Annotated in this window: 24 protein-coding genes; 6 read left to right on the top strand and 18 right to left on the bottom strand. The window is 65.7% G+C overall.

Annotated features, from left to right (window positions below; genetic code table 11):
* Positions 1-22: 22 nt before the first annotated feature.
* The 9 genes from ABD808_RS00565 to ABD808_RS00525 form a co-directional block, all read right to left on the bottom strand.
* Positions 23-406: a hypothetical protein gene (locus ABD808_RS00565; RefSeq protein WP_344887759.1), complete on the bottom strand. Its 384-nt coding sequence runs from the start codon at positions 404-406 to the stop codon at positions 23-25.
* Positions 345-791 (bottom strand): class I SAM-dependent methyltransferase, encoded by a 447-nt coding sequence (locus ABD808_RS00560; protein WP_344887756.1) that lies wholly within the window; start codon positions 789-791, stop codon positions 345-347. The genes ABD808_RS00565 and ABD808_RS00560 overlap by 62 nt, the downstream gene beginning before the upstream one ends.
* A complete protein-coding gene (locus ABD808_RS00555; protein ID WP_344887753.1) occupies positions 788-1,453 on the bottom strand; it encodes an alpha/beta hydrolase in 666 nt (221 codons plus the stop codon). Before ABD808_RS00555 ends, ABD808_RS00560 begins: the two co-directional genes overlap by 4 nt.
* Positions 1,454-1,621: 168 nt before the next feature.
* Positions 1,622-2,296, bottom strand: coding sequence for a YdcF family protein (locus ABD808_RS00550; RefSeq protein WP_344887750.1), 675 nt, complete (start codon positions 2,294-2,296; stop codon positions 1,622-1,624).
* Positions 2,297-2,371: 75 nt separating this feature from the next.
* A complete protein-coding gene (locus ABD808_RS00545; protein WP_344887747.1) occupies positions 2,372-2,803 on the bottom strand; it encodes a DUF3995 domain-containing protein in 432 nt (143 codons plus the stop codon).
* A 46-nt stretch (positions 2,804-2,849) separates the two neighbouring features.
* On the bottom strand, positions 2,850-3,308 hold the full coding sequence (locus ABD808_RS00540) for a hypothetical protein (RefSeq protein ID WP_344887744.1): 459 nt from the start codon (positions 3,306-3,308) through the stop codon (positions 2,850-2,852).
* Positions 3,289-3,765 (bottom strand): RNA polymerase sigma factor, encoded by a 477-nt coding sequence (locus tag ABD808_RS00535; RefSeq protein WP_344887741.1) that lies wholly within the window; start codon positions 3,763-3,765, stop codon positions 3,289-3,291. The genes ABD808_RS00540 and ABD808_RS00535 overlap by 20 nt, the downstream gene beginning before the upstream one ends.
* Positions 3,766-3,913: 148 nt before the next feature.
* On the bottom strand, positions 3,914-4,384 hold the full coding sequence (locus tag ABD808_RS00530) for an NUDIX hydrolase (RefSeq protein ID WP_344887738.1): 471 nt from the start codon (positions 4,382-4,384) through the stop codon (positions 3,914-3,916).
* Positions 4,385-4,387: 3 nt separating this feature from the next.
* Complete coding sequence (locus ABD808_RS00525) at positions 4,388-5,134, bottom strand: helix-turn-helix domain-containing protein (RefSeq protein WP_344887735.1); 747 nt, start codon at positions 5,132-5,134, stop codon at positions 4,388-4,390.
* A gap of 173 nt (positions 5,135-5,307) precedes the next feature.
* Here ABD808_RS00525 and ABD808_RS38405 point away from each other — a divergent pair, with 173 nt between their 5' ends.
* The 4 genes from ABD808_RS38405 (at position 5,308) to ABD808_RS00510 (ending at position 8,676) form a co-directional block, all read left to right on the top strand.
* On the top strand, positions 5,308-5,448 hold the full coding sequence (locus tag ABD808_RS38405; protein ID WP_425548867.1) for an albusnodin family lasso peptide: 141 nt from the start codon (positions 5,308-5,310) through the stop codon (positions 5,446-5,448).
* Positions 5,449-5,514: 66 nt separating this feature from the next.
* A complete protein-coding gene (locus tag ABD808_RS00520) occupies positions 5,515-7,335 on the top strand; it encodes an albusnodin/ikarugamycin family macrolactam cyclase (protein WP_344888318.1) in 1,821 nt (606 codons plus the stop codon).
* Complete coding sequence (locus ABD808_RS00515) at positions 7,332-8,102, top strand: lasso peptide biosynthesis B2 protein (protein ID WP_344887732.1); 771 nt, start codon at positions 7,332-7,334, stop codon at positions 8,100-8,102. Before ABD808_RS00520 ends, ABD808_RS00515 begins: the two co-directional genes overlap by 4 nt.
* Complete coding sequence (locus tag ABD808_RS00510) at positions 7,996-8,676, top strand: GNAT family N-acetyltransferase (RefSeq protein WP_344887729.1); 681 nt, start codon at positions 7,996-7,998, stop codon at positions 8,674-8,676. Before ABD808_RS00515 ends, ABD808_RS00510 begins: the two co-directional genes overlap by 107 nt.
* A gap of 1,606 nt (positions 8,677-10,282) precedes the next feature.
* Here the strand turns inward: ABD808_RS00510 and ABD808_RS00505 are convergent.
* The 3 genes from ABD808_RS00505 to ABD808_RS00495 are packed head-to-tail and all read right to left on the bottom strand — an operon-like array spanning position 10,283 to position 11,442.
* A complete protein-coding gene (locus tag ABD808_RS00505) occupies positions 10,283-10,459 on the bottom strand; it encodes a DUF397 domain-containing protein (protein ID WP_344887726.1) in 177 nt (58 codons plus the stop codon).
* A 7-nt stretch (positions 10,460-10,466) separates the two neighbouring features.
* Positions 10,467-10,637, bottom strand: a complete 171-nt coding sequence (locus ABD808_RS00500) for a DUF397 domain-containing protein (protein ID WP_344887724.1) — start codon at positions 10,635-10,637, stop codon at positions 10,467-10,469.
* Positions 10,630-11,442 carry a helix-turn-helix domain-containing protein gene (locus tag ABD808_RS00495; RefSeq protein ID WP_344887721.1) on the bottom strand — a complete coding sequence of 271 codons (813 nt, stop codon included), beginning with the start codon at positions 11,440-11,442 and terminating at the stop codon, positions 10,630-10,632. The genes ABD808_RS00500 and ABD808_RS00495 overlap by 8 nt, the downstream gene beginning before the upstream one ends.
* Positions 11,443-11,726: 284 nt before the next feature.
* Here ABD808_RS00495 and ABD808_RS00490 point away from each other — a divergent pair, with 284 nt between their 5' ends.
* Positions 11,727-12,038: an ATP-binding protein gene (locus tag ABD808_RS00490; RefSeq protein WP_344887718.1), complete on the top strand. Its 312-nt coding sequence runs from the start codon at positions 11,727-11,729 to the stop codon at positions 12,036-12,038.
* Positions 12,017-12,391, top strand: coding sequence for a hypothetical protein (locus tag ABD808_RS00485; RefSeq protein ID WP_344887715.1), 375 nt, complete (start codon positions 12,017-12,019; stop codon positions 12,389-12,391). The genes ABD808_RS00490 and ABD808_RS00485 overlap by 22 nt, the downstream gene beginning before the upstream one ends.
* Here the strand turns inward: ABD808_RS00485 and ABD808_RS00480 are convergent.
* The 6 genes from ABD808_RS00480 to ABD808_RS00455 form a co-directional block, all read right to left on the bottom strand.
* Positions 12,360-13,529 carry a low temperature requirement protein A gene (locus tag ABD808_RS00480; protein WP_344887712.1) on the bottom strand — a complete coding sequence of 390 codons (1,170 nt, stop codon included), beginning with the start codon at positions 13,527-13,529 and terminating at the stop codon, positions 12,360-12,362. The two genes, ABD808_RS00485 and ABD808_RS00480, sit on opposite strands and share 32 nt — an antisense overlap.
* Before the next feature lie 12 nt (positions 13,530-13,541).
* Positions 13,542-14,435 carry a lysophospholipid acyltransferase family protein gene (locus tag ABD808_RS00475; RefSeq protein ID WP_344887709.1) on the bottom strand — a complete coding sequence of 298 codons (894 nt, stop codon included), beginning with the start codon at positions 14,433-14,435 and terminating at the stop codon, positions 13,542-13,544.
* The gene (locus ABD808_RS00470) at positions 14,432-15,439 is read right to left on the bottom strand and encodes an NAD-dependent epimerase/dehydratase family protein (protein ID WP_344888315.1); all 1,008 of its coding nucleotides are present in this window, start codon (positions 15,437-15,439) and stop codon (positions 14,432-14,434) included. The genes ABD808_RS00475 and ABD808_RS00470 overlap by 4 nt, the downstream gene beginning before the upstream one ends.
* A gap of 38 nt (positions 15,440-15,477) precedes the next feature.
* Positions 15,478-15,576, bottom strand: a complete 99-nt coding sequence (locus ABD808_RS00465; RefSeq protein ID WP_018654693.1) for a 30S ribosomal protein bS22 — start codon at positions 15,574-15,576, stop codon at positions 15,478-15,480.
* Positions 15,577-15,949: 373 nt separating this feature from the next.
* Complete coding sequence (locus ABD808_RS00460; protein ID WP_021591693.1) at positions 15,950-16,153, bottom strand: helix-turn-helix domain-containing protein; 204 nt, start codon at positions 16,151-16,153, stop codon at positions 15,950-15,952.
* Positions 16,154-16,827: 674 nt separating this feature from the next.
* A complete protein-coding gene (locus ABD808_RS00455; protein ID WP_344887705.1) occupies positions 16,828-18,030 on the bottom strand; it encodes an acetoin utilization protein AcuC in 1,203 nt (400 codons plus the stop codon).
* Between the last annotated feature and the right edge of the window lie 9 nt (positions 18,031-18,039).

Genomic DNA, 18,039 nt, shown 5'->3' with positions numbered 1-18,039 from the left:
GATGCGTATGTTTACATACCAGTTAGCGGCGAGCGGAAACGGTCCAGGCGCGGGAGTCGAAGCGGACGCCGTCGTCGCCCAGGTGCGAGGCGAAAACCGCACGCAGCCGGTCGAGGACGCGCGCCGCAGCGTCGGAATCCATCCCGTTCAGGGCTTCGTTCGCGCAGGTGAAGCCGCGAACCCAGTCGAGGGCGGCGGTCACATCCGGGCCGTAGTAGACCGGTTCGTGGACGTCGGTGAACGCGACGTCCACGAACCCCGCGCCCTCCAGGATGTTCCGCACCGTGGGCGGGTCCGCGAGGGAAAAGGCGTCCGGCCCTGCCGAGATGTCGGTGATCGGCGTTTCAAGGGCCCGGCGGATGGCGACCTCCCATTCGTTGCGCTCGGCGAACTGCCAGACCACCATCACCAGCCGTCCTGACGGGCGCAGCGCCCGGCGGATGTTCGGTGAACGCGGCGGCGGGGTCGGCGAAGAACATCGTCCCGAACCTGCTGATCGCCAGGTCGAAACATTCCGGCGGGAAGGAGTAGGTCTGCGCGTCCGCGCGCTCGAAGGTGACGTTGCGCGGCCCGTCCGTCCGGGTCAACTCACGGGCCCGTTCGATCGCGGGCGCGGAGACGTCGAGCCCGAGCGCGCTGCCCGCATGGGCCGCCTGCCCTGCCTGCCGGGTCGTCTGCCCGGCGCCACAGCCGATGTCGAGGACGTGGTCATGAGGCTGGACGTCGGCCGCCCGGCGCAACATCTCGTTGTGGCCCTGGAGTTCGGCGTCGTATCCGGTGTTTCCCATCATCGGGGCCCGATCTCGGCGGCGTAGGCCTCAAGGCGGTCGGCCAGTTCGTGCGGGCGGCTCAGTGCGGGGGTGTGCCCACCGTCGATCTCGTCCGGGACGAGCCCCAGGCGCTCCCGGGCGACGCGACGCAGGAAACCGGGGGTGAAAAGGCGATCGTCCCGGCAGCCCAGGACACGCGTGGGGACGTCGGGCCAGGCCCGCAGCGGGCACGGCTCCCCCATCCGGGCGTCGGACTGGTCGCGTCCCCTGGCCAGCGCCTCGGCGGCCAGTTCCGGTGGCACGTCCTGGAGGAAGAGCGCGATCGTGTCGTCGTACTCCTCCCGCTCCTCCTCGGCATATCCCGTCCGGTCCCAGTAGTCGTTGGGCGCCTCGCCCGGCGTAGGGATCATGGGCGCGACCAGGACGAGCAGCTCCACAGCCACCCGTTCACAGACGAGCGGAGCGACGAAACCGCCGAACGACTGCGCGACGACCACCACGTCCGTCCGGTCGCCGATCGCATCGACCACGGTGTCCGTGTATTCGGGCAGACCCGCCGAGTCGTCATCGCAGGGCAGGTCGGGCGCGACGGTCACGTGGCCTCGGGCCCGCAGCTCGGCCTCCACCAGATGCCAGTACCAGCCGACGTCACCGGCGCCGTGGATCAGAACAAACGTCGCCACACCCATCCCCTACCCTCCGGCTCGCGCCGAGGCTAGGCGACGGCACCGACATTCTCGGCCGTACCGATCAGCCGCCGAAGCGGGCGGTGAGAGCGGTGTTGGTGCCGACGCCCTGGCAGGGGCCGCTGTAACCATTGGGGTCGAGTTCGCCGCTGATCGAGCAGCCCACTACCCACGCTCTGACGACGGCACGAGATGCCCGTCGAACCCACCAGTTACCAACCGCCGACACGCGGCCCGAACCTCATCCGGGACGTCCTGGGCAACGGAAAACCCGAGCGCCGGATACTCAACAACTCGCTGCAAATCACCGACAAGCATGTCAATGACGAGCTTCTCGTCCCCGATCGACCGCACGTACTCGTCAAACGACAAGGGCTCAGAAGCGCACACCAGCTCAACCTCAGGCCAAACCTTCCGAGCAGTAGCGAAGGCCCGACGCTCCATATAAGGCTTGGAGATCAGCAACAACGAGTCGACCTCAACCCCGACCTCAGCAAGCACGCCCCGCGAAAACTCGATGTTCTGACCAGTATTTCCAGCCAGTGGCTCAACGAGAATCGCCGACTCCGGAACCCCAAGCCGAACCGCATGCTCGGCATACTCCACGGCCTCCCCACGCGGAAACCGGCTCACAGTACTCGGGCTATTACCCCCAGTGAATACCAGCACGGGAAACAATCCCGCCAGATAAAGCTCGCTGGCATACGCGGCAACCCCGAGGTCATGGCTACCAAGGCCAACGCCCACCGAACAACTCCGCACCTCATGCCCCAACTGGTGATAACCCCAGATCGACAGAGCATCAGCCCGCTGCTCCTCGGTGAGGCGCTGACCGGTCACAAGAACTCCCTGCCGAGACTCAGTTCGGACGGCCGCACAGGTCGGCCGTCCGATCGTACTGAGGCCCCCGCCGGCTCAGTTCACGGCCACAACCGCCGTCGCGGCGACCAAGACCAGGCAGAGCGGCGTATAGAGGACGAGATTAAGCCGGTAGAACGTCGAGCCCCTCTCAGCCCCCATGCCGAGAGCCCAGGCGACACCGGCCAGAGCCCGCACCCCCACACCGGCAGCGACGACGAACGTCCCGGCCAGGGGAAGCCAGCCCGGAAGCCCCGAAAGGATCACATCGGCCTGAGCCAGAACAGTCGCACCAGCACCCGCCAAGGCCAGAACGAGCGGGGCCAGGACACGCGGAGTGAAGGGGACATCCGCGTTCAACAATCCCCGGGACAGGGTCGACACGTCACGCGCGGGCCAGGTGCGCCCAGTCATCCAGTACACGTGCAGAAGCGCGTCGAGAACGAGAACGGCGGCAACCACAAGGGCCGCGATTTCATGGATTCGCATGCTAGGAAGAGGCCGCGAACGCCCCAAACCACTCCAGTGACCCTCGTCACTCCCCCGGAGTGAAGCGCCGGACAAACCGACGCAGGAACAACGGCCCCAACACACGCCGAACCGGCGGCCCCAAGACACGCGCACCCGGCACCCGAAGCGCCGCCATGTACGCAAAACGAGTGACGTCCCCTTCCGGAACAACACCCATCCCGAACACCAGGAAACGGCTCTGCATCAGGCACCAGCCAGGGCGAAGGACCATGTCAAACGGCGCCCGCAGGCCAGAACGGCCACGCACCATCACGCGCATCCGTTCACCACGACGCTCGGTGACGCGCACGGACCGAACGTCCGGCAGCAACCCGGCGAAACCCCGCTCCGGGTCGCCCAACACCGCCCACACGTCCTCAAAGGGAGACGGCAGAACAGCCTCCTCCAGCAGGACGCCGGGAAAGGACGCCGCAACGGCACGGAGCCGTCCCACATCGTCCAGTTCACCGACCGGCCAGGTCATCGCCAGCCCCCTCGCCTCGCCAGTCCCGCCGAAAACTCGCCCGCGCCCGAAACAACCGCGACCGAACGGTCCCGGTCGGCACCCGCAACATCCGCGCCGCCGTCTCCTCGTCCAGCCGCTCCAGATCACGCAACATGAGAACGGCGCGATGCTCCGGCGACAACCGCCCCAGAACATCACGAACATCCGCGGCGAGCACCGGATCACCGGGCGCAGGCACCTCGCCCAACATCTCGGGAACAGCACGAGCCGATTGCTTCGCCACCCGCACCGCCTCACGCACCGCGATGACCCGCACCCACCCGAACAGGGCCTCAGGTTCACGCAACCCCTTCAGGTTGCGCATGACCACGATCAACGTCTCCTGAGCAGCGTCAGGAGCGTCCTGCAAGGCGATAGGCCCACAAAGCCGCCGCACATAAGGCGCAAGCACCTCAAGAACCTCATGCAACGCCATCAGATCACCGCGCTGCGCACGCCTAACAACGTCAGGATCAACCCCCACCAACCCACCCTAACCACACCCCGACCAGCACTCCCCCAACCCAACCAGCCAACGCCCCGAGCCCTCACCCACCAAACCGGCCCCCCATCGAACGAAATGCTCAGCCGAGATAGGGAGCGCCTCGGTCTTCCCGATAATGCCCCAGCCTCAGACGTTGCGTGTGGTGCATGGGCAGATCGTCCAGCTCCGCGACCGGCACCCAACGCACCTCCAGAGACTCATCGCTGACCTGGAGTTCGCCTCCGAGCAGACGGGCCCTGAAGCACACGTTGAACTGGCGGCGAACCTCACCGTCCGAGTACACGATGATGTGGCGCGGATCGGTGTAAGTACCGACGAGCCCGATGACCTCAATGTCGTACCCGGTCTCTTCCCTGACCTCCCGGACGGCCGTCCCCGGTAGAGACTCGTCCAGGTTCATCCCCCCACCCGGCAACGCCCAGAGCCTCGAATCGGCCCGCCGCTGCATCAACACATCGCCGCGCTCATTGACAACGACAGCCGAGGCCGCCACGACCATCGAGTTCGGAACCGGCGCCGCCGGATCGTCGTAGTACTCAAACCGCGCCACCACTCACTCCTTCACGGCTCGGTGGGAAAGTGCCCACACTGCTTCGAAGCTCTCGGCGTAGCGGTCGAACACACCGCCATCCGACTCCCTGCGGAGATGCCAGACCGGCGCGCCGAACGCGTTCATCCCGAACACGTGGGCGTTGACGAGCATCTGGTCATCGCCACGATAGATCGAGTTGCAAAGCGTCGTCGCGTGCTGACGCACCTCGACACCCGGCATGCCGATCAGTGGACCGTAGTGCATGAGAGCCACGCGGCACCGGGTCTCGATGCCATGCCCGTACTTCTCTTCAACGCCGCGCTCGGTGACCGGGGGTGCGTCGGGATCTCCCAGGAGGATGCGCACACGGCACCCAGCGCCCGCTTTGTGCCCCAGCGTTTCAGCGAAGCCTGGCCACTGTTCGTGAAGAAAGATCCCGGCATAGACAAGTATCTCGATCCGTTCCCTGGCTTGGGTGAAAAGCGCCCGCCACATGTCCAAGGGGGCGTCTGCGCGAGTCGCGTGAAGAGCGATCAACTCGGGGTGTAGTCCGCGCCCTCGCTTCCCCTCCCCCAGCGAGGGCCATAGATACGCCATGTCTTCGCCAAGCGAGCGAGCGGCCTTGTGGGCAGTGGTGCGATGCGGCGTTCGTCCCGTGCTGATCCATCGTTCGACGGTCTTGGCGTCCACACCAGCGGCGTCGGCTAATTGGGCGCAGCTGATTCCAGCGCGCAGGAGTGCGGCGCGCAGACGCTCGTTGACGTCCATGAGGACGTTTATACGCCCTCATGGACGTCCCTAAGGCGTCCTTCTATGAAGTTCCGGCGTCCCTCCTCCCATTGGACCCTGGATGAGCAACGAGACACACGGCAGGTCAGTGCCTGTAGCGACAGACCAGCACAAGACATACGCCACCAAGTCGATGCGGAAGGTACACAAACGTGAAAAAGGATGAAGACGATCAACACGGCAAGCCGGCGGCCAGCCCGCCCATGCTACTGACCAGCATTGGCGAGGCGTCCAAGGTGACACTCGGTCAGGGTAGGGGCAGCTCGGAGGATAAGCGGCGGGCCTACAACTAGTCGGTTGCGCTGGTGCCCGGCGTCGGTTTGATCCGGGCACCAGCCAAGATCACGGGACTGCGGCGCATGCGTTGGTTCGGAGGGTTCCACAAGCCCATGGCACCAAGCCGGAGCCCGGCTGACCACACACCCATTTGGTCGGACGCACCAGGGTGCTGGACGGTGGGCCAATGGCCGGACTATGAACTCCGCGCGACACGCCACAACCATCGGTTCGTGGCTGTGATCGGCCCCTGCACAATGCCGCCTGGCGACATGGAAAGGTTGAGAACATTCGGCGTCCCGGATCAGGTGGCGTGGCGCTGGCCCGGCAGCTACACGGTCATGGAGATCACCCCGCAGCGCACCCGGGTCTGGACGGACCTCGGCGGAGCGTGGCCGATCTATGTCGCCGCAGCGGATGATGGGGTCTATTGGGCGTCCAGCTCCCTGGCATTGGCCGGACTGACCGGCACCAAACCGAACTTGGACCGACTAGCCACCTGGCTGGTAGCCCCTTCCGTACTGCTCCCGGCAGGTCCGCCCCACTTCGAGGAGATTGGTCTCGCGCCCGCCGGGCACCGCGTGACCATCACTCCAGACAACGGGGTACAGATGACACGGGTTTGGTCGCCCCGGCCTCGCTCAGGGAGGGTCAGCGAACGGCTGAGAGCCGAGCTGTCGGCCGCGGTTTCGGTCCGGGTTGACACCGCCTCAACACCGACCGTGGATCTTTCCGGTGGATACGACTCGACCGCGCTGGCGCTGCTAGGGCAGGCAGCCACCAGCGCCGATAAGACGCTGATCGGAGTGACCGTCTACCCGGTGGGCCGCGCGGCAGGCGGGGACCTGGACTACGCGCGGTTGGCCGCTGCGCGATCCGGGATCGTGCACCGGCTCATGCCGTTGGACGCCGACCACGTCCCGTACACCGGGTTGAACGTGCTCCCCGCAACGGACGAGCCCGCGCCGTCTACGATCGCGTACGCTCGGTTCTCCGGTCAGCTCCGATGGATGCGGGAGACGCTGAGCACCGACTGTCACATGACAGGCGACGGCGGGGACAGCCTGCTGTGTTCTCCACCGATCATGCTGGCTGATCTGTTGGCCACCAAGTGCTACCGGCGCGGCGCGCTCGAAGCTATCCGTTGGGCCAGGTTGAGGCGAGTTTCGGTTTGGCCACTGCTCAAATCCGCTTATCAAGTGGCCCACACTACCCATACTGAGACATTGCGGAGTCTATCACAAAGCCTGATCGCCGACATCAACAATTCAGCCATGGAAGGGGATGTGGGTTGGTACGCATCGGATTCCGTTCCCCCCTGGGCCACCCAAGAATCGCGGACCCGAGCCGCCACCGCCATAGCGTCATTTCCCGAATGGAAACAAGAGCCCGCCATCGGTTCATTTGCTGCGACTCTCGCAACTGAAGGAATGGTCGAGGTGGGACGATCAGCACGCGCCGACATCCAACTTTCCGAAGCCATCGGAGTGCCGCTCCACAATCCATTCACCGACTCCCGCGTTGTGGACGCATACCTGTCAATACCACTGGCCGAGCGGCCCGGCCCGGCCGACTACAAACCAGTACTGCGGGAGGCGCTGACGAACCTGTTTCCCAGCGAGTTGGCCGCACGGCGCACCAAGGGTGATTTCAATCCCGACCACTACAATGGGATGCGCGCGAACCTTACAGAACTGCACGCCTTGGCAGATGGACGTTTGGCTTCTTCGGGCCTTGTGGATCGGACCAAGCTCCAGCGCACACTCACCATGACGGCAGCGGGCTTGCCAGTGCCGTTCTCCACAGTGGAACCTGCCGTCGCGGCGGAAGCGTGGCTCCGTTCCCTGGACAACACGCCAGGTGTGAGGTGGGTCCCCACCGGGAACACGGGAGCGGGCCGATGAACCTGCCCAGGCATATCACCGTTCCCAAGTACGTCCGCACGGTCAACGTCGGCCCTACCACAGTGATCGTGAACTACCGCAACGGTCGTGTAGAGACGCTGATCGGCCCGGCGGCGCAGTGGTGGACCGAGGCGACGGCCAGCGGCTATGCCTATGTCCCAGGCATTCTAGACAGGCAGCACGCGCAAGAGTTGCATGACCAACTGTTGAAGGCGGGGTTGATCGTGCCGGTACGGCGGCACCGGCCGGGACACGAGATAGCAAACGGGCCCCGGTGGGTGCCGAGTTGGGGCACACAGGAGATACCAGCCGGGCGCACCGACTCTGTCCGGGTTCCGCTGAACGCGACGATGAGTGCGGCGGTGGCATTGGCCGTCGTGCTCGGTGTGTTGAGGGCGGGTCGCGGCCACCGCCGCATGGCCCGACTTTTACATCTGCTGAGTCGCGCGGCCCGGCGCGGTGATGTCCCCGCGACGGTCGCACAAGTTCATCAGGCCATACGCTCGGTACGCCGCGTTGGGCTTGTGGTGCCGGGCCGGGTGGCCTGCCTGGAGGAATCGGCTGCGGTCGTGGTGCTGCTGGCCGTCTCCCACCGACGGGTGACGTGGTGCCACGGCGCGGCAGCTGACCCCGTCCGGCTTCACGCATGGGTAGAGACTGATGACGGGCACCGGGTGGCCGAGCCGCCGTCCACGGCGCGGTTCGCCGTGCTGCTCACCATCCCGGAACGGACCAACGGAGGCGAGAGCGATCACCGAACACGATGAACCGACCATCTGGATCAGCGGAGAACGCGCCGGGCTGGGCCCGTTCTCCGCTGACCTGGTCGACCTGTACTGGCAATGGGAGCAGGACCCTGGCGCGTTGGTCGGGTACGGCCGTCAGACGCCAGATTCCCTGGACAACCGGCGGGAGGGATTCCAACACCAGGCGCGTGGCACCGACGATCAGCTACGGTTCACCGTCCACGACATGACTACCGCACCGGCGACCCCGGTGGGAACCACCGCCATCCTCATAGATCACCATGTGCGCACCGGCGAATTCATCATTCAACTCAGCCCCACCAGCCGGGGGAAGGGCATAGGCACCGAGGCGACCCGCCTGACACTCGACTACGCCTTTCACATCACGAACCTGCGGTGCGTCCACCTGTCGGTACTGACTCCGAACACAGCAGCAATCCGCGCCTACGAGAAAGCCGGATTCCGCAGGATCGGCGAGCGCAGACAGTCCGGGTACTGGTTCGGACAACCGGCCGACGAAACCCTGATGGACGCCATCCCCGCCGACTTCCGGGGTCCGTCTGCCGTGCGCCGGGCCGTGGAACCATCCGAGTAGGCTGCCTTGAGCCAACGGCCCTTCGGGTCGACGAAACCCCAGTCGAGCAAAGCCGGTAGATTGCTCACTATCGAGAGTGCGGGCGCATGGTGCTGGACCTGGGTGGTCTGGAAGGCCGAGACTTCAATGATCACAAGGCCCCACGGCAACGCTGTGACCTGCACGTTCGCACTACCGTCGAGTCGCTGCAAAATGGTCCCGCTGCAACGCCGCAGCCACACCACTGACCTGCGACTTTACCGTCGGGTCGCTCATCACCCCTGAAGGGCTCGCAACTGGCCCAGTGGAGGGGCGGAGCCCCCAACAAGTGGTCGCTCATCACCCCTGAAGGGCTCGCAACGGCGTGGTCAGCTTTGGCTAGCGCAACTCCGTGTCACCTTTGGTGGGGCACTGGTGATCGGAGAGTCGTTCGCTATTCATTAGAGTCAATACCTTTATGACTCTCTCGAAATAGTGGTAATGTTGATCGTATGATTATTGGGATCAGGGCCCTGGTTGTCGCGCTGGTTGCTGTGGGCGCATTGGCGCTGGTCCACGTGGGCTCGGTCTGCGCGGAACCGCCGTCGCCGGGCCAACAGGTCGCCTTGCCCAGGGCGGAGCAGGATCTGTTGGATTCAGGTGCTCCCACGAACGTGGTTATTGATCCCGAGAGTGGTCACATACTGTCGGTGACCCCGAGGAACGATTCTCCACGTTAGTGCGTTACGGAGCACCTGCCGACAATCATCCGAGGTCCCGGCCCCAGCTACGCAGCTGGGGCCGGGACCTCGGGCTTTTCGCGACCTCACTAGTGCCCGTACTGGGACGACGTAAAATCGGTGCCGCGTACGTCGCCGAATCTATGGAACCCAGACTTCGCCGAACCGCAGGCGCGCGGAGTGGGATGCCAGCGCCCTGCCGCGAACCTTGAGCTGATTCCATCCTCATCGGTCCTGGTGGTGGAGGGTGAGGATGGTCTGCACGATGGTGGGTAGGCAGCTGAGAGCAGAGCGATAAGGCGGATTAGGGGGCGCGGAACCTCTCTGCTTCATTGCGGCGAAAGATGCGCTTCCCTGGCACGCCTATCTTTGGCTCCGGTCACGAAGTTGCTTCGACGGCGCGTACCTTCCGGTGAAGTACGCGGCAAGCTCGTCGGTCGGGACCTCGGCTTGTTCAGTGGAGTCCATGTCCCGAACCTGGATCACTTCCGCTTCTCTCTCGGACACGCCGTCCTCAGCGATCACCATGGCGGCGACGTCGATCCGACCGGCCTTGAACCGACGCCTGATGCTTTAAGCGGAGACGTCCACAACCAAGACGATCGCGTCCAACACGACGTTAGTCATGCACTGCCCGAGGTCAGCGTGCCGGGAGACGTACACGTGCGTGAAATTCCCTAGTTCCTCGTCCGCCCCGAAGACTCCGTCCTGAGCCTGTCCGCCACCGGCTCGGCTGGCCGGACGCCCTTGCGCTGGGCTGGCTCCACGATCGGCACAGAGCCATGTCTGGGCGGTTGCGCACCATAAAGGGGTTGCCCGTGCTCACCCTCATCACCCGAATGCACGTCTCCTAGCGCATTCCACTTCAGCACAAGTCCTGCGCCACAGCGGGCCCGTTCAGGGCCGCCTCACTCGTCCGCCGACCGGATCGCGATACGCAGTGCCGCGTGGGAGACGACCAGCACCGGGCCATCCGGATCCTTCGAATCCCGGATCGCTACGCCCGCAGTCACCTCGGCGACCTCAACACACGCACCCTGATAGTCGTCGCTGTGCGACGACTTTCGCCAGGTCAACTTGGGCATGGCTGCTTCACTCGTCCGCCGACCGGATCGCGGCACGCAGTGCGGCACGAGGGACGACCAGTACCGGGCCACCCGGGTCCTTGGAGTCTCGGATTGCCACGGCATCTTTTGCTCCTGCGAGTTCAACACAGGCACCCTGATGATTGTCGCTGTACGACGACTTACGCCACTTAGTCATCTACGCACTCCCTGATCTGTTTGAGTACAGTCAGCGAATCAGCCCGGTTCAGGGCTATGTCACTGATCCGGTCGAAACTTACACGGTACGTGGCCACCTCACTGGGGTCCCTGATCAGTCTGCCAGGACCCACCGTGGATGTGTATGGGTAGTCCTTCCCATCCGAGGTCGTATAGATCAGGAAGGACCCCTCTCGTCCGACGTGGGGCCCTGATCTGCGTTCTACCACGCGAATCGTGAGGTCAGCCGCCAGGCCAATCAGACGGTCGAGCTGCGCTCGGTACTCCTCGGGGGTTCCCACGGGTAGCTCCAGAGCGGACCGGTCGATTATGGCCCGCACGAGGGGGGCCGGTTTCCTGGTCAAGGTCTCCAGTAGCCTGACCCGCCTTTGGACCGCGCCTTCTACATCAGTGTGCCCAGCCGCGACGAAGGACGCTCGCGCGTACTCGGGAGTCTGAAGCAAGGCAGGCACCCACCCCAGAGACCAGATGCGGGCCTGCGCGGCCACTGAGGCGATGGCGTCGATCTCGTCTTCCCACTGCGAAGAGTGGCGGGTGCGGCCTGTGCGGATGATCCGTCCGAGCAGGCCCTCTGTCTCCCAGGCTTTGTCGATCTTGTCCGCGTCCGCCTCGCGGAGCGGGGTCTCGCCCGATTCAATCTTCGAGAACAGCGAGAGATGCTTGCCCGTTATCTCGCTGAGCTCCTTGAGCGTCGCTCCCCGCTGTTGCCGGAGTCTTCGCAGCTCATGGGCCACCCAGTCGGCGGTGCTGCGGTCCGGGTCGAGGGGTCTTACGTGATGCGACACGCGCCCTCCACGATTCTCGGTGCTTGAATTCCTTGAATTCTAATGGACATGTGAACCACTCTGTGGCCCTCAGTCCAATCGTCTACACGATGGCGCAGAGGATCAAGATATGTCAACAAGAATGGAGGGCAGGACACTCGAAGGGGTTATTTCACCACCGGTTACACAAAACGGACAGAACGGGGCGGCGCGTGATGTATGAATTCACAAAAGGGGGCGTTCGGGCGCGGGACGAGCGCGTTCTTGAGCGAGAGGAGGGGGCTCCGGGGGTGGCTCGGCGGTTTGTGGCCGAGCGGTTCGCTGAGTGGGGCGTCTCTGATGAATACGACGGGCGGATCATCGTTTCTGAGTTCGTTACGAATGCACTGGTGCACGGGGAAGGGCGCATCGTTCTTCGGGTGTTTCGGGACGAGGTCGATGGGCTGCCGGTGATCGAGGTTCAGGACGATGGGGATCTGTTGCCGGTTGTTCGGCCGGAGAACTTTGCCGCTACGTGTGGGCGTGGGTTGGTGATGGTGGCTGGGCTTGCGCGGGAGTGGGGGACGCGGCCGCTGGCGGATGGAGGGAAGGTCGTGTGGGCGAAGTGCGGGATCTAGCCGTTCGGGCGGAGCGCCTGCTGCTGCGATGGCGTACGCGGCGTGGGGAGGCGACCGCGGTTCGGTACCTAGACGAGCTCTCCATAGCGCTCGAACCTCAGGGGTGGCGGTTCAAGAAGCTCTACCGGCGTGAGGAGTTTCCTGTTCCTGTGCCGTTGTTGTGGATCCACGCGCGGGCGACCAAGGACGTCGGGATCGTGGTCAGCGTGCTTGCCACGTCTGGAGGGACGTGGAGTTACCACGAGGCGCAGTGGGGGCGGAATGGCTATCTCTGTCTCTGCGGGAACGTCGAAGGTGCTGCGGCGCAGATTGATCGGGTGCTCAAGCGGCGGCTGTTTCCGTCCGGTTGGTGAGCAGGGTCGCGGTTAGGAGTAGGGCTAGGAGGGCCGCGAGGACTACCAAGGTCGCGGGGACGCCCAGGATGGGGGCTGCGAACGTGGTTAGGAGTACCAGGAGGGCTGTGGCTCCTATCAGTTCGGGGCGGGCGGCTGTGCGGCGCATTGGGGCGTGTAGGGCCCACAGCATTACCAGGACTACGGCCACTGGGATCGCTACCGCGGCGATTGCGGTTCGCTCGTTTACCTCTGTGTGCTCGTTGCCTGCGGTTACTACGGCTACTTCCAGGCCCGCGCCGATGGCGACCAGGGCCGCGAAGATTACGTAGTGGCCGTAGCCCCAGATGAAGGACCAGTCGCGACGGGCGGTCAGGCCCTCGCCTGCTGGTTCGGAGAAGTAGATCCACCAGAGGATGAACAGGATCGCCAGGCCCGCCAAGGCGACGGTGACCAGTTCGACGCTCAGGCCGTGTTCGACCGCGTCCTGGACGGCGTTCGTTGAGGCTAGGACGCTTTCGCCAAGCAGGATGATGGTGAACAGGCCGTAGCGTTCGGCTATGTGGTGTGGGTGCCAGGCTGTTGCCCCGGCTCGTTCGGCGACGCGGGGGACGGCGAGTTCGAGTAGCACCAGCACGAGGAACGTCCAGGCGGAGCCGTTGCCGGGTAGGGCGAGGCGGCCCAGCCAGAGGATCTGGAGGATCACGACGCCCGCCGCGTAGCGGATCGTTGTGGCGCGTGATTCTGGGTGGGCTATGGCGGCTCGCACCCATAGGGCTGTTAGGCCGACGCGCATGACGAGGTAGCCGCAGGTGACCATCGTGTAGTCGCCGTCGAAGGCGTCGGGTACTCCGGCGGCGAGGAGTAGGACGCCTGCCATCTGGACGAACGTCATGACCCTGTACGGGACGTCGTCAGTGTCGTAGGCCGATGCGAACCACGTGAAGTTCATCCACGCCCACCAGATGGCGAAGAACACCATGAGGAAGGGTGGGACGGCGTCGCCCACGTGTCCTTCTTCGGTGGCGTGGGCCAGCCGTGCGGCCACCTGGGAGACGGCGGCGACGAACGTCAGGTCGAAGAGGAGTTCGAGAGGGCTGGAGGCGCGGTGCGGTTCGTCCACGTCACGGGCGACCATGCGGCTACGAAGCGGCTGCATGCGCTCACTTTGTCAGAGGAACGCGGGGCCTCGGCGCAGGAGGGTCTCGTGGAGCATCTGCTGCACGTTCTCCCGCACATGGTCGGTGATGTTGAAGACCGTCATGGGGTCGTCCGCGCTGTCGGCGTCGTACTCGTCCAGGGTCATGGGCTCACCGAACCGGATCATCCACTTGGACGGGAGCGGGACGAGCCCGGCGGGGCCGAGCAGCGGGAATGTCGGTGTGATCGGGAAGTATGGGAGGCCGAGCAGGCGGGCCAGTGGGGGGAGGTCGGCGATCTTGGGGTAGATCTCCTCGGCGCCGACGATGGCGCACGGGACGATCGGGACGCCCGCGCGCAGGGCCGTGCCCACGAATCCGCCACGGCCGAAGCGCTGGAGTTTGTAGCGGTCGGAGAACGGTTTGCCGACGCCTTTGAACCCTTCCGGGAAGACGCCGACCAGTTCGCCCTTGGCGAGGAGGCGTGCCGCGTCGGCCTTGCAAGCGAGCGTGTGGCCCGCCTTGCGGGACAGGTGTCCGAGAAGCGGAATCTGGTACACGAGGTCGCCGCCGAGGAGGCGGACGTGCCGGTCGGCGTGGTCGTGCAGGCCGACCGCCAGCATGATCGCGTCCAGCGGGAGGGTACCGGAGTGGTTGGCGACGAGGAGGGCGCCGCCGTCCGGGATGTTGCCGACGCCGCTGAGTTCGACGCGGAACCAGTGGTCGTAGAGGGCGCGGGCCAAAGGGAGCAATACCGTTGAGTTGAATTCGGGGTCGAAGCCGAACTCGTCCACCTCGTAGTCGCCGGAGAGGCGGCGGCGCAGGAATGCCAGGCCGGACGCCAGGCGGCTTTCCCACGTGCCGGGTTCGGACGGGCCGTCCTCGCGGGCCGCGTTGAGGTCGATCACCTTCGCGTCGTCCGTCATCCGGGTGTCCGTCCAAGAAGCGCCGTCAGCGGGCCGTGGCCCTGGGCTTCGGTGAAGTCGGCGAAGGCAGCCTCGGAGCTGTATTTGGGGCTCCACGACAGCGCGTCCCCCAACGCCGTCGTGTCGATGACGCGGCCGTACATCAACCACCGCAACAGTTCCGGCGAGAAGCCGGACAGGCCCGCGAAACGGCGTCCCATGTCGCCGAGCACCGACAGGGACTGCGACGGGACGGGCACGTACGGCCGTCCGGCGCGGCGGAGGGCCTGCGACAGCAGCAGGACGCCGTCACCGGCGACGTTGAAGCAGCCGGGGTGGTCCTCGACGGTCATGCGCCGCAGCACCTCGATGCCGTCGTCCTCGTGGAGGAACTGGAGCCGCGGATCGAAGCCGAGCACCGTGGGGACGACGGGCAGCCGCAGATACCGGGTGAGCAGCGACTCCACGCCCGGGCCGAGGAAGTTCGCGAACCGCAGCACTGACACCGTGAGGTCGGAACGGCGCCGCGACAGCCCGCGGACGTAGCCTTCGACCTCCGCCGCGTCCTTGGCGTACCCGTGCTTGGGCGCCTCGACCGGCTCGTCCCGCTCGGTGAACACGGCGGGGTCCATCGGCGAGGAGCCGTATACGGCGGCGGACGATCGCACGACGAGCTTGCGCATGTCCGGCGAACGCTGGCACGCTGCGAGCAGCTGCATCGTGCCGATGACGTTCAGCTCCTTCACCTTCGCCCGGGGAGCGGACGAGGAGGTGTCCAGGCTGAGATGCACCACGGTGTCGACCCTGGCCGACGTGATGATGTTCGCGATGCTCGGTGTGCGGATGTCGACGCGGACGAACTCGGTGCGTCCGAGGGGCACGCCGAGCGACAAATCGGGCGGCACGGTGTCCACCCCGATGACGCGCTCGATACCGGGGTCGGCTTGCAGAGTGCTCGCGACCCGCGCCCCCAGGAAACGGGACACACCCGTGACGAGGACGACACGGGCCGCGGCGGCGGGCATAGAGGACACGTGCGGCCCCACCCCTTACGGCGTGACGGCTACTTCTTGTTGCGACGCTGGATGCGCGTCTTCTTCAGAAGCTTGCGGTGCTTCTTCTTGGCCATCCTCTTGCGACGCTTCTTGATGACAGAGCCCACGGGACCTCGCTCGGCATTTCCGGTGATGTGCAGGAGACGGCGTGCCGCAGTCGAGCATCACTCGTAACGCGCGCACGGTCCGCCGCCCAAGGGTACCGCTGTACCGAGGCGTATCACGCTTTGGGGCGCGAGAGTGTACGGAGCCTGGCACCGCGCGTCGCACGGCGCCGGGCACCGTTCCGTACGGGCGGTATGGTCCGGTGGCCCCTGTCGGCACCACCGATCGCACCACCCAGTGTCCAGACCGTCCGCCGGACGGTCCTCGTCTTCCTTCCCCAGCTTCGGGACGGTCCCTAAGGCCGTCTCGACGCCCCCTGCACGGCCGGGTATGGAGTAGGTGGCGGGGCCATGGTTCATCCCCCGCCCTTACCCGTTATCCGGCTTCGATGTACGCGTCGCGCAGGTAGTCGTGAACGGCCTGCTCGGGAACCCGGAACGAGCGGCCCACGCGGATCGCGGGAAGCTCGCCCGAGTGGACGAGGCGGTAGACGGTCATCTTGGACACCCGCATCACCGCCGCCACTTCGGCCACGGTCAGGAACCTGACCTCGCTCAGAGGTCGCTCGCCTGAGGTCATCGGACGCCCTCTTCCACACGTGCCGCGCACCGGCCCTTCGGGTGACTTTGATCACGCACGTGTACTTCTCCAGCGTAAATCGCGTATCGACAGTCGCAAGAGGGGAGTTCCGCACATTTCTGTATCCCGACCTCACCCGAAGGACACAGTCCTACTCCCACACGGAGCGTGGACGGAACGGTACGAGGAGTGGCAGGACGAACGGTTGTCAACCAGAATCACCTGTTGAGCTGCGGTTCCGGCGTTCCCGATGGCATCGCGCAGCCCATGTGTCCCTGTACCGCTGCCGCGTCACACGCCGCGACAGAGCTGACGGCCACTCACGCACGGTAACCGACTCCTCGGGCTGCGGGCGCGCAGGGCCATTTGGACGAGCGCGAGAACGCGCGATCAAGGTTGTTCCAGGTCAGCGGCTCGTTACGCGGCGGGAGCATCCCGTCGTCCAGCGGGACGATCGGGGCAATCTGGTCTGCGACGGCTCCTGGTGACGGCGCCGGATCGTCACGGTGAGCGAGGCCGTGGGCGTTGAGGTTCAGGTCTTCTGACGCTCCGCTACACCTTTGGCCGGATCCGGCCAAAAATCAGGTTTAGCTTCCTAGAAACCCGCAAAAGCGATAGTGGGCCGCGCTCGAAGCATCGGTGTGACCACGGCGATCACCACAGAGGACGGGACGTTACTCGTCGGTCATCGGGTCGAGACCGTGCTCGGGGAACACCGCTCGCCGCGTCGCCAGAATCGCCTGGTCGATCGGGCTCGCCGGGTCGTAGCCGTCCGCCCACCTGGCGAACGTCACGGTCTCCGTGCCGTCCGTCATCACGCGGGGGGCCACTTCCGCCATCCGCTGTAGGACGAACTCCTGCCAGTCGTCCGGCGTCGGGGTATCCGGCGGGATCGGCCCGCCCGACGCCTCTGCCAGTAGGTGCGTCCATGCGCGGGGCACGACCTGCACCAGTTCGTAGCCGCCGCCCCCGGTCGCGACCCAACGGCCCCCCGCCGTTTCGTGCGCGAGCCCGTGCAGCAGGCCGTATGCCGTGCGCTGACCGTCCACGCTGAGGGTGAGGTGCGCGAGCGGGTCTAGGGCATGGCCATCGGCGCCGTGTTGGGTGACGAGGATCTGCGGGCGGAACCTGCGCAGCAGCGGGGGGACGATCGCGTCGAACGCGCGCAGCCACGGACCGTCGCCGGAGCCGGGCGGCAATGAGATGTTGACGGATGACCCGTCAGCGCCCGTCTCGTCCGGGAAACCGGTGCCGGGGAACAGCGTGCGGGGTGTCTCGTGCTCGCTGATGGTCAGCACGCGCGGATCGTTGTAGAAGGCGTCCTGAACGCCATCGCCGTGATGGACGTCGATGTCGACGTACGCGACGCGCTCGGCGCCGTTCTCCAGCAGCCACGCGATGGCGATGGCGGGGTCGTTGTAGACACAGAACCCGCTGGCGGCGCCGCTGAGCGCGTGGTGCAGGCCGCCGGAGATGTTGGCGGAGTGCTCGGCGCGTCCCGTCCACACCGCCTCGGCGGCCGCGACGGACGCGCCCACGACCAGCGCGGACGCATCGTGCATGCCTGGGAACACGGGATTGTCGGCCGTCCCGAGACCGTGCCGGAGGTCGGGCTGCCCGGTCGCGCCCGCCTGCTTGACGGCCGCGATGTAGGGCTCCTCGTGGACGAGCCGGAGCAGCTTGTCGTCCGCGCCCTCGAACCTCGACACCCGCACGTTCGGGCGGTTCAGAACACCGAGTTCCCTGGCCAGCGCCATGGTCAGCTCGACGCGCACGGGGTTCATGGGGTGTCCGGAGCCGAAGTCGTAGGAGACGAGCCGCTCGTCCCAGAAGACCTCAAGACCGCACGGCGGCTCGGCTGGCGCGGCGCTGCTCATGACCTCACG

The sequence above is a fragment of the Actinomadura meridiana genome (assembly GCF_039537545.1).
Classification (GTDB): Bacteria; Actinomycetota; Actinomycetes; order Streptosporangiales; family Streptosporangiaceae; genus Spirillospora; species Spirillospora meridiana.
This window is presented reverse-complemented; position numbering and strand designations above follow the sequence as displayed.

Bases quoted from the DNA above. Each gene is read 5' to 3' on its own strand.
- ABD808_RS00565 (WP_344887759.1), bottom strand. From the start codon at position 406: ATGGTGGTCTGGCAGTTCGCCGAGCGCAACGAATGGGAGGTCGCCATC.
- ABD808_RS00560 (WP_344887756.1), bottom strand. From the start codon at position 791: ATGATGGGAAACACCGGATACGACGCCGAACTCCAGGGCCACAACGAG.
- ABD808_RS00545 (WP_344887747.1), bottom strand. From the start codon at position 2,803: ATGCGAATCCATGAAATCGCGGCCCTTGTGGTTGCCGCCGTTCTCGTT.
- ABD808_RS00540 (WP_344887744.1), bottom strand. From the start codon at position 3,308: ATGACCTGGCCGGTCGGTGAACTGGACGATGTGGGACGGCTCCGTGCC.
- ABD808_RS00535 (WP_344887741.1), bottom strand. From the start codon at position 3,765: ATGGCGTTGCATGAGGTTCTTGAGGTGCTTGCGCCTTATGTGCGGCGG.
- ABD808_RS00525 (WP_344887735.1), bottom strand. From the start codon at position 5,134: ATGGACGTCAACGAGCGTCTGCGCGCCGCACTCCTGCGCGCTGGAATC.
- ABD808_RS00520 (WP_344888318.1), top strand. From the start codon at position 5,515: ATGCGTTGGTTCGGAGGGTTCCACAAGCCCATGGCACCAAGCCGGAGC.
- ABD808_RS00515 (WP_344887732.1), top strand. From the start codon at position 7,332: ATGAACCTGCCCAGGCATATCACCGTTCCCAAGTACGTCCGCACGGTC.
- ABD808_RS00510 (WP_344887729.1), top strand. From the start codon at position 7,996: ATGACGGGCACCGGGTGGCCGAGCCGCCGTCCACGGCGCGGTTCGCCG.
- ABD808_RS00505 (WP_344887726.1), bottom strand. From the start codon at position 10,459: ATGCCCAAGTTGACCTGGCGAAAGTCGTCGCACAGCGACGACTATCAG.
- ABD808_RS00500 (WP_344887724.1), bottom strand. From the start codon at position 10,637: ATGACTAAGTGGCGTAAGTCGTCGTACAGCGACAATCATCAGGGTGCC.
- ABD808_RS00480 (WP_344887712.1), bottom strand. From the start codon at position 13,529: ATGCAGCCGCTTCGTAGCCGCATGGTCGCCCGTGACGTGGACGAACCG.
- ABD808_RS00475 (WP_344887709.1), bottom strand. From the start codon at position 14,435: ATGACGGACGACGCGAAGGTGATCGACCTCAACGCGGCCCGCGAGGAC.
- ABD808_RS00470 (WP_344888315.1), bottom strand. From the start codon at position 15,439: ATGCCCGCCGCCGCGGCCCGTGTCGTCCTCGTCACGGGTGTGTCCCGT.
- ABD808_RS00460 (WP_021591693.1), bottom strand. From the start codon at position 16,153: ATGACCTCAGGCGAGCGACCTCTGAGCGAGGTCAGGTTCCTGACCGTG.
- ABD808_RS00455 (WP_344887705.1), bottom strand. From the start codon at position 18,030: ATGAGCAGCGCCGCGCCAGCCGAGCCGCCGTGCGGTCTTGAGGTCTTC.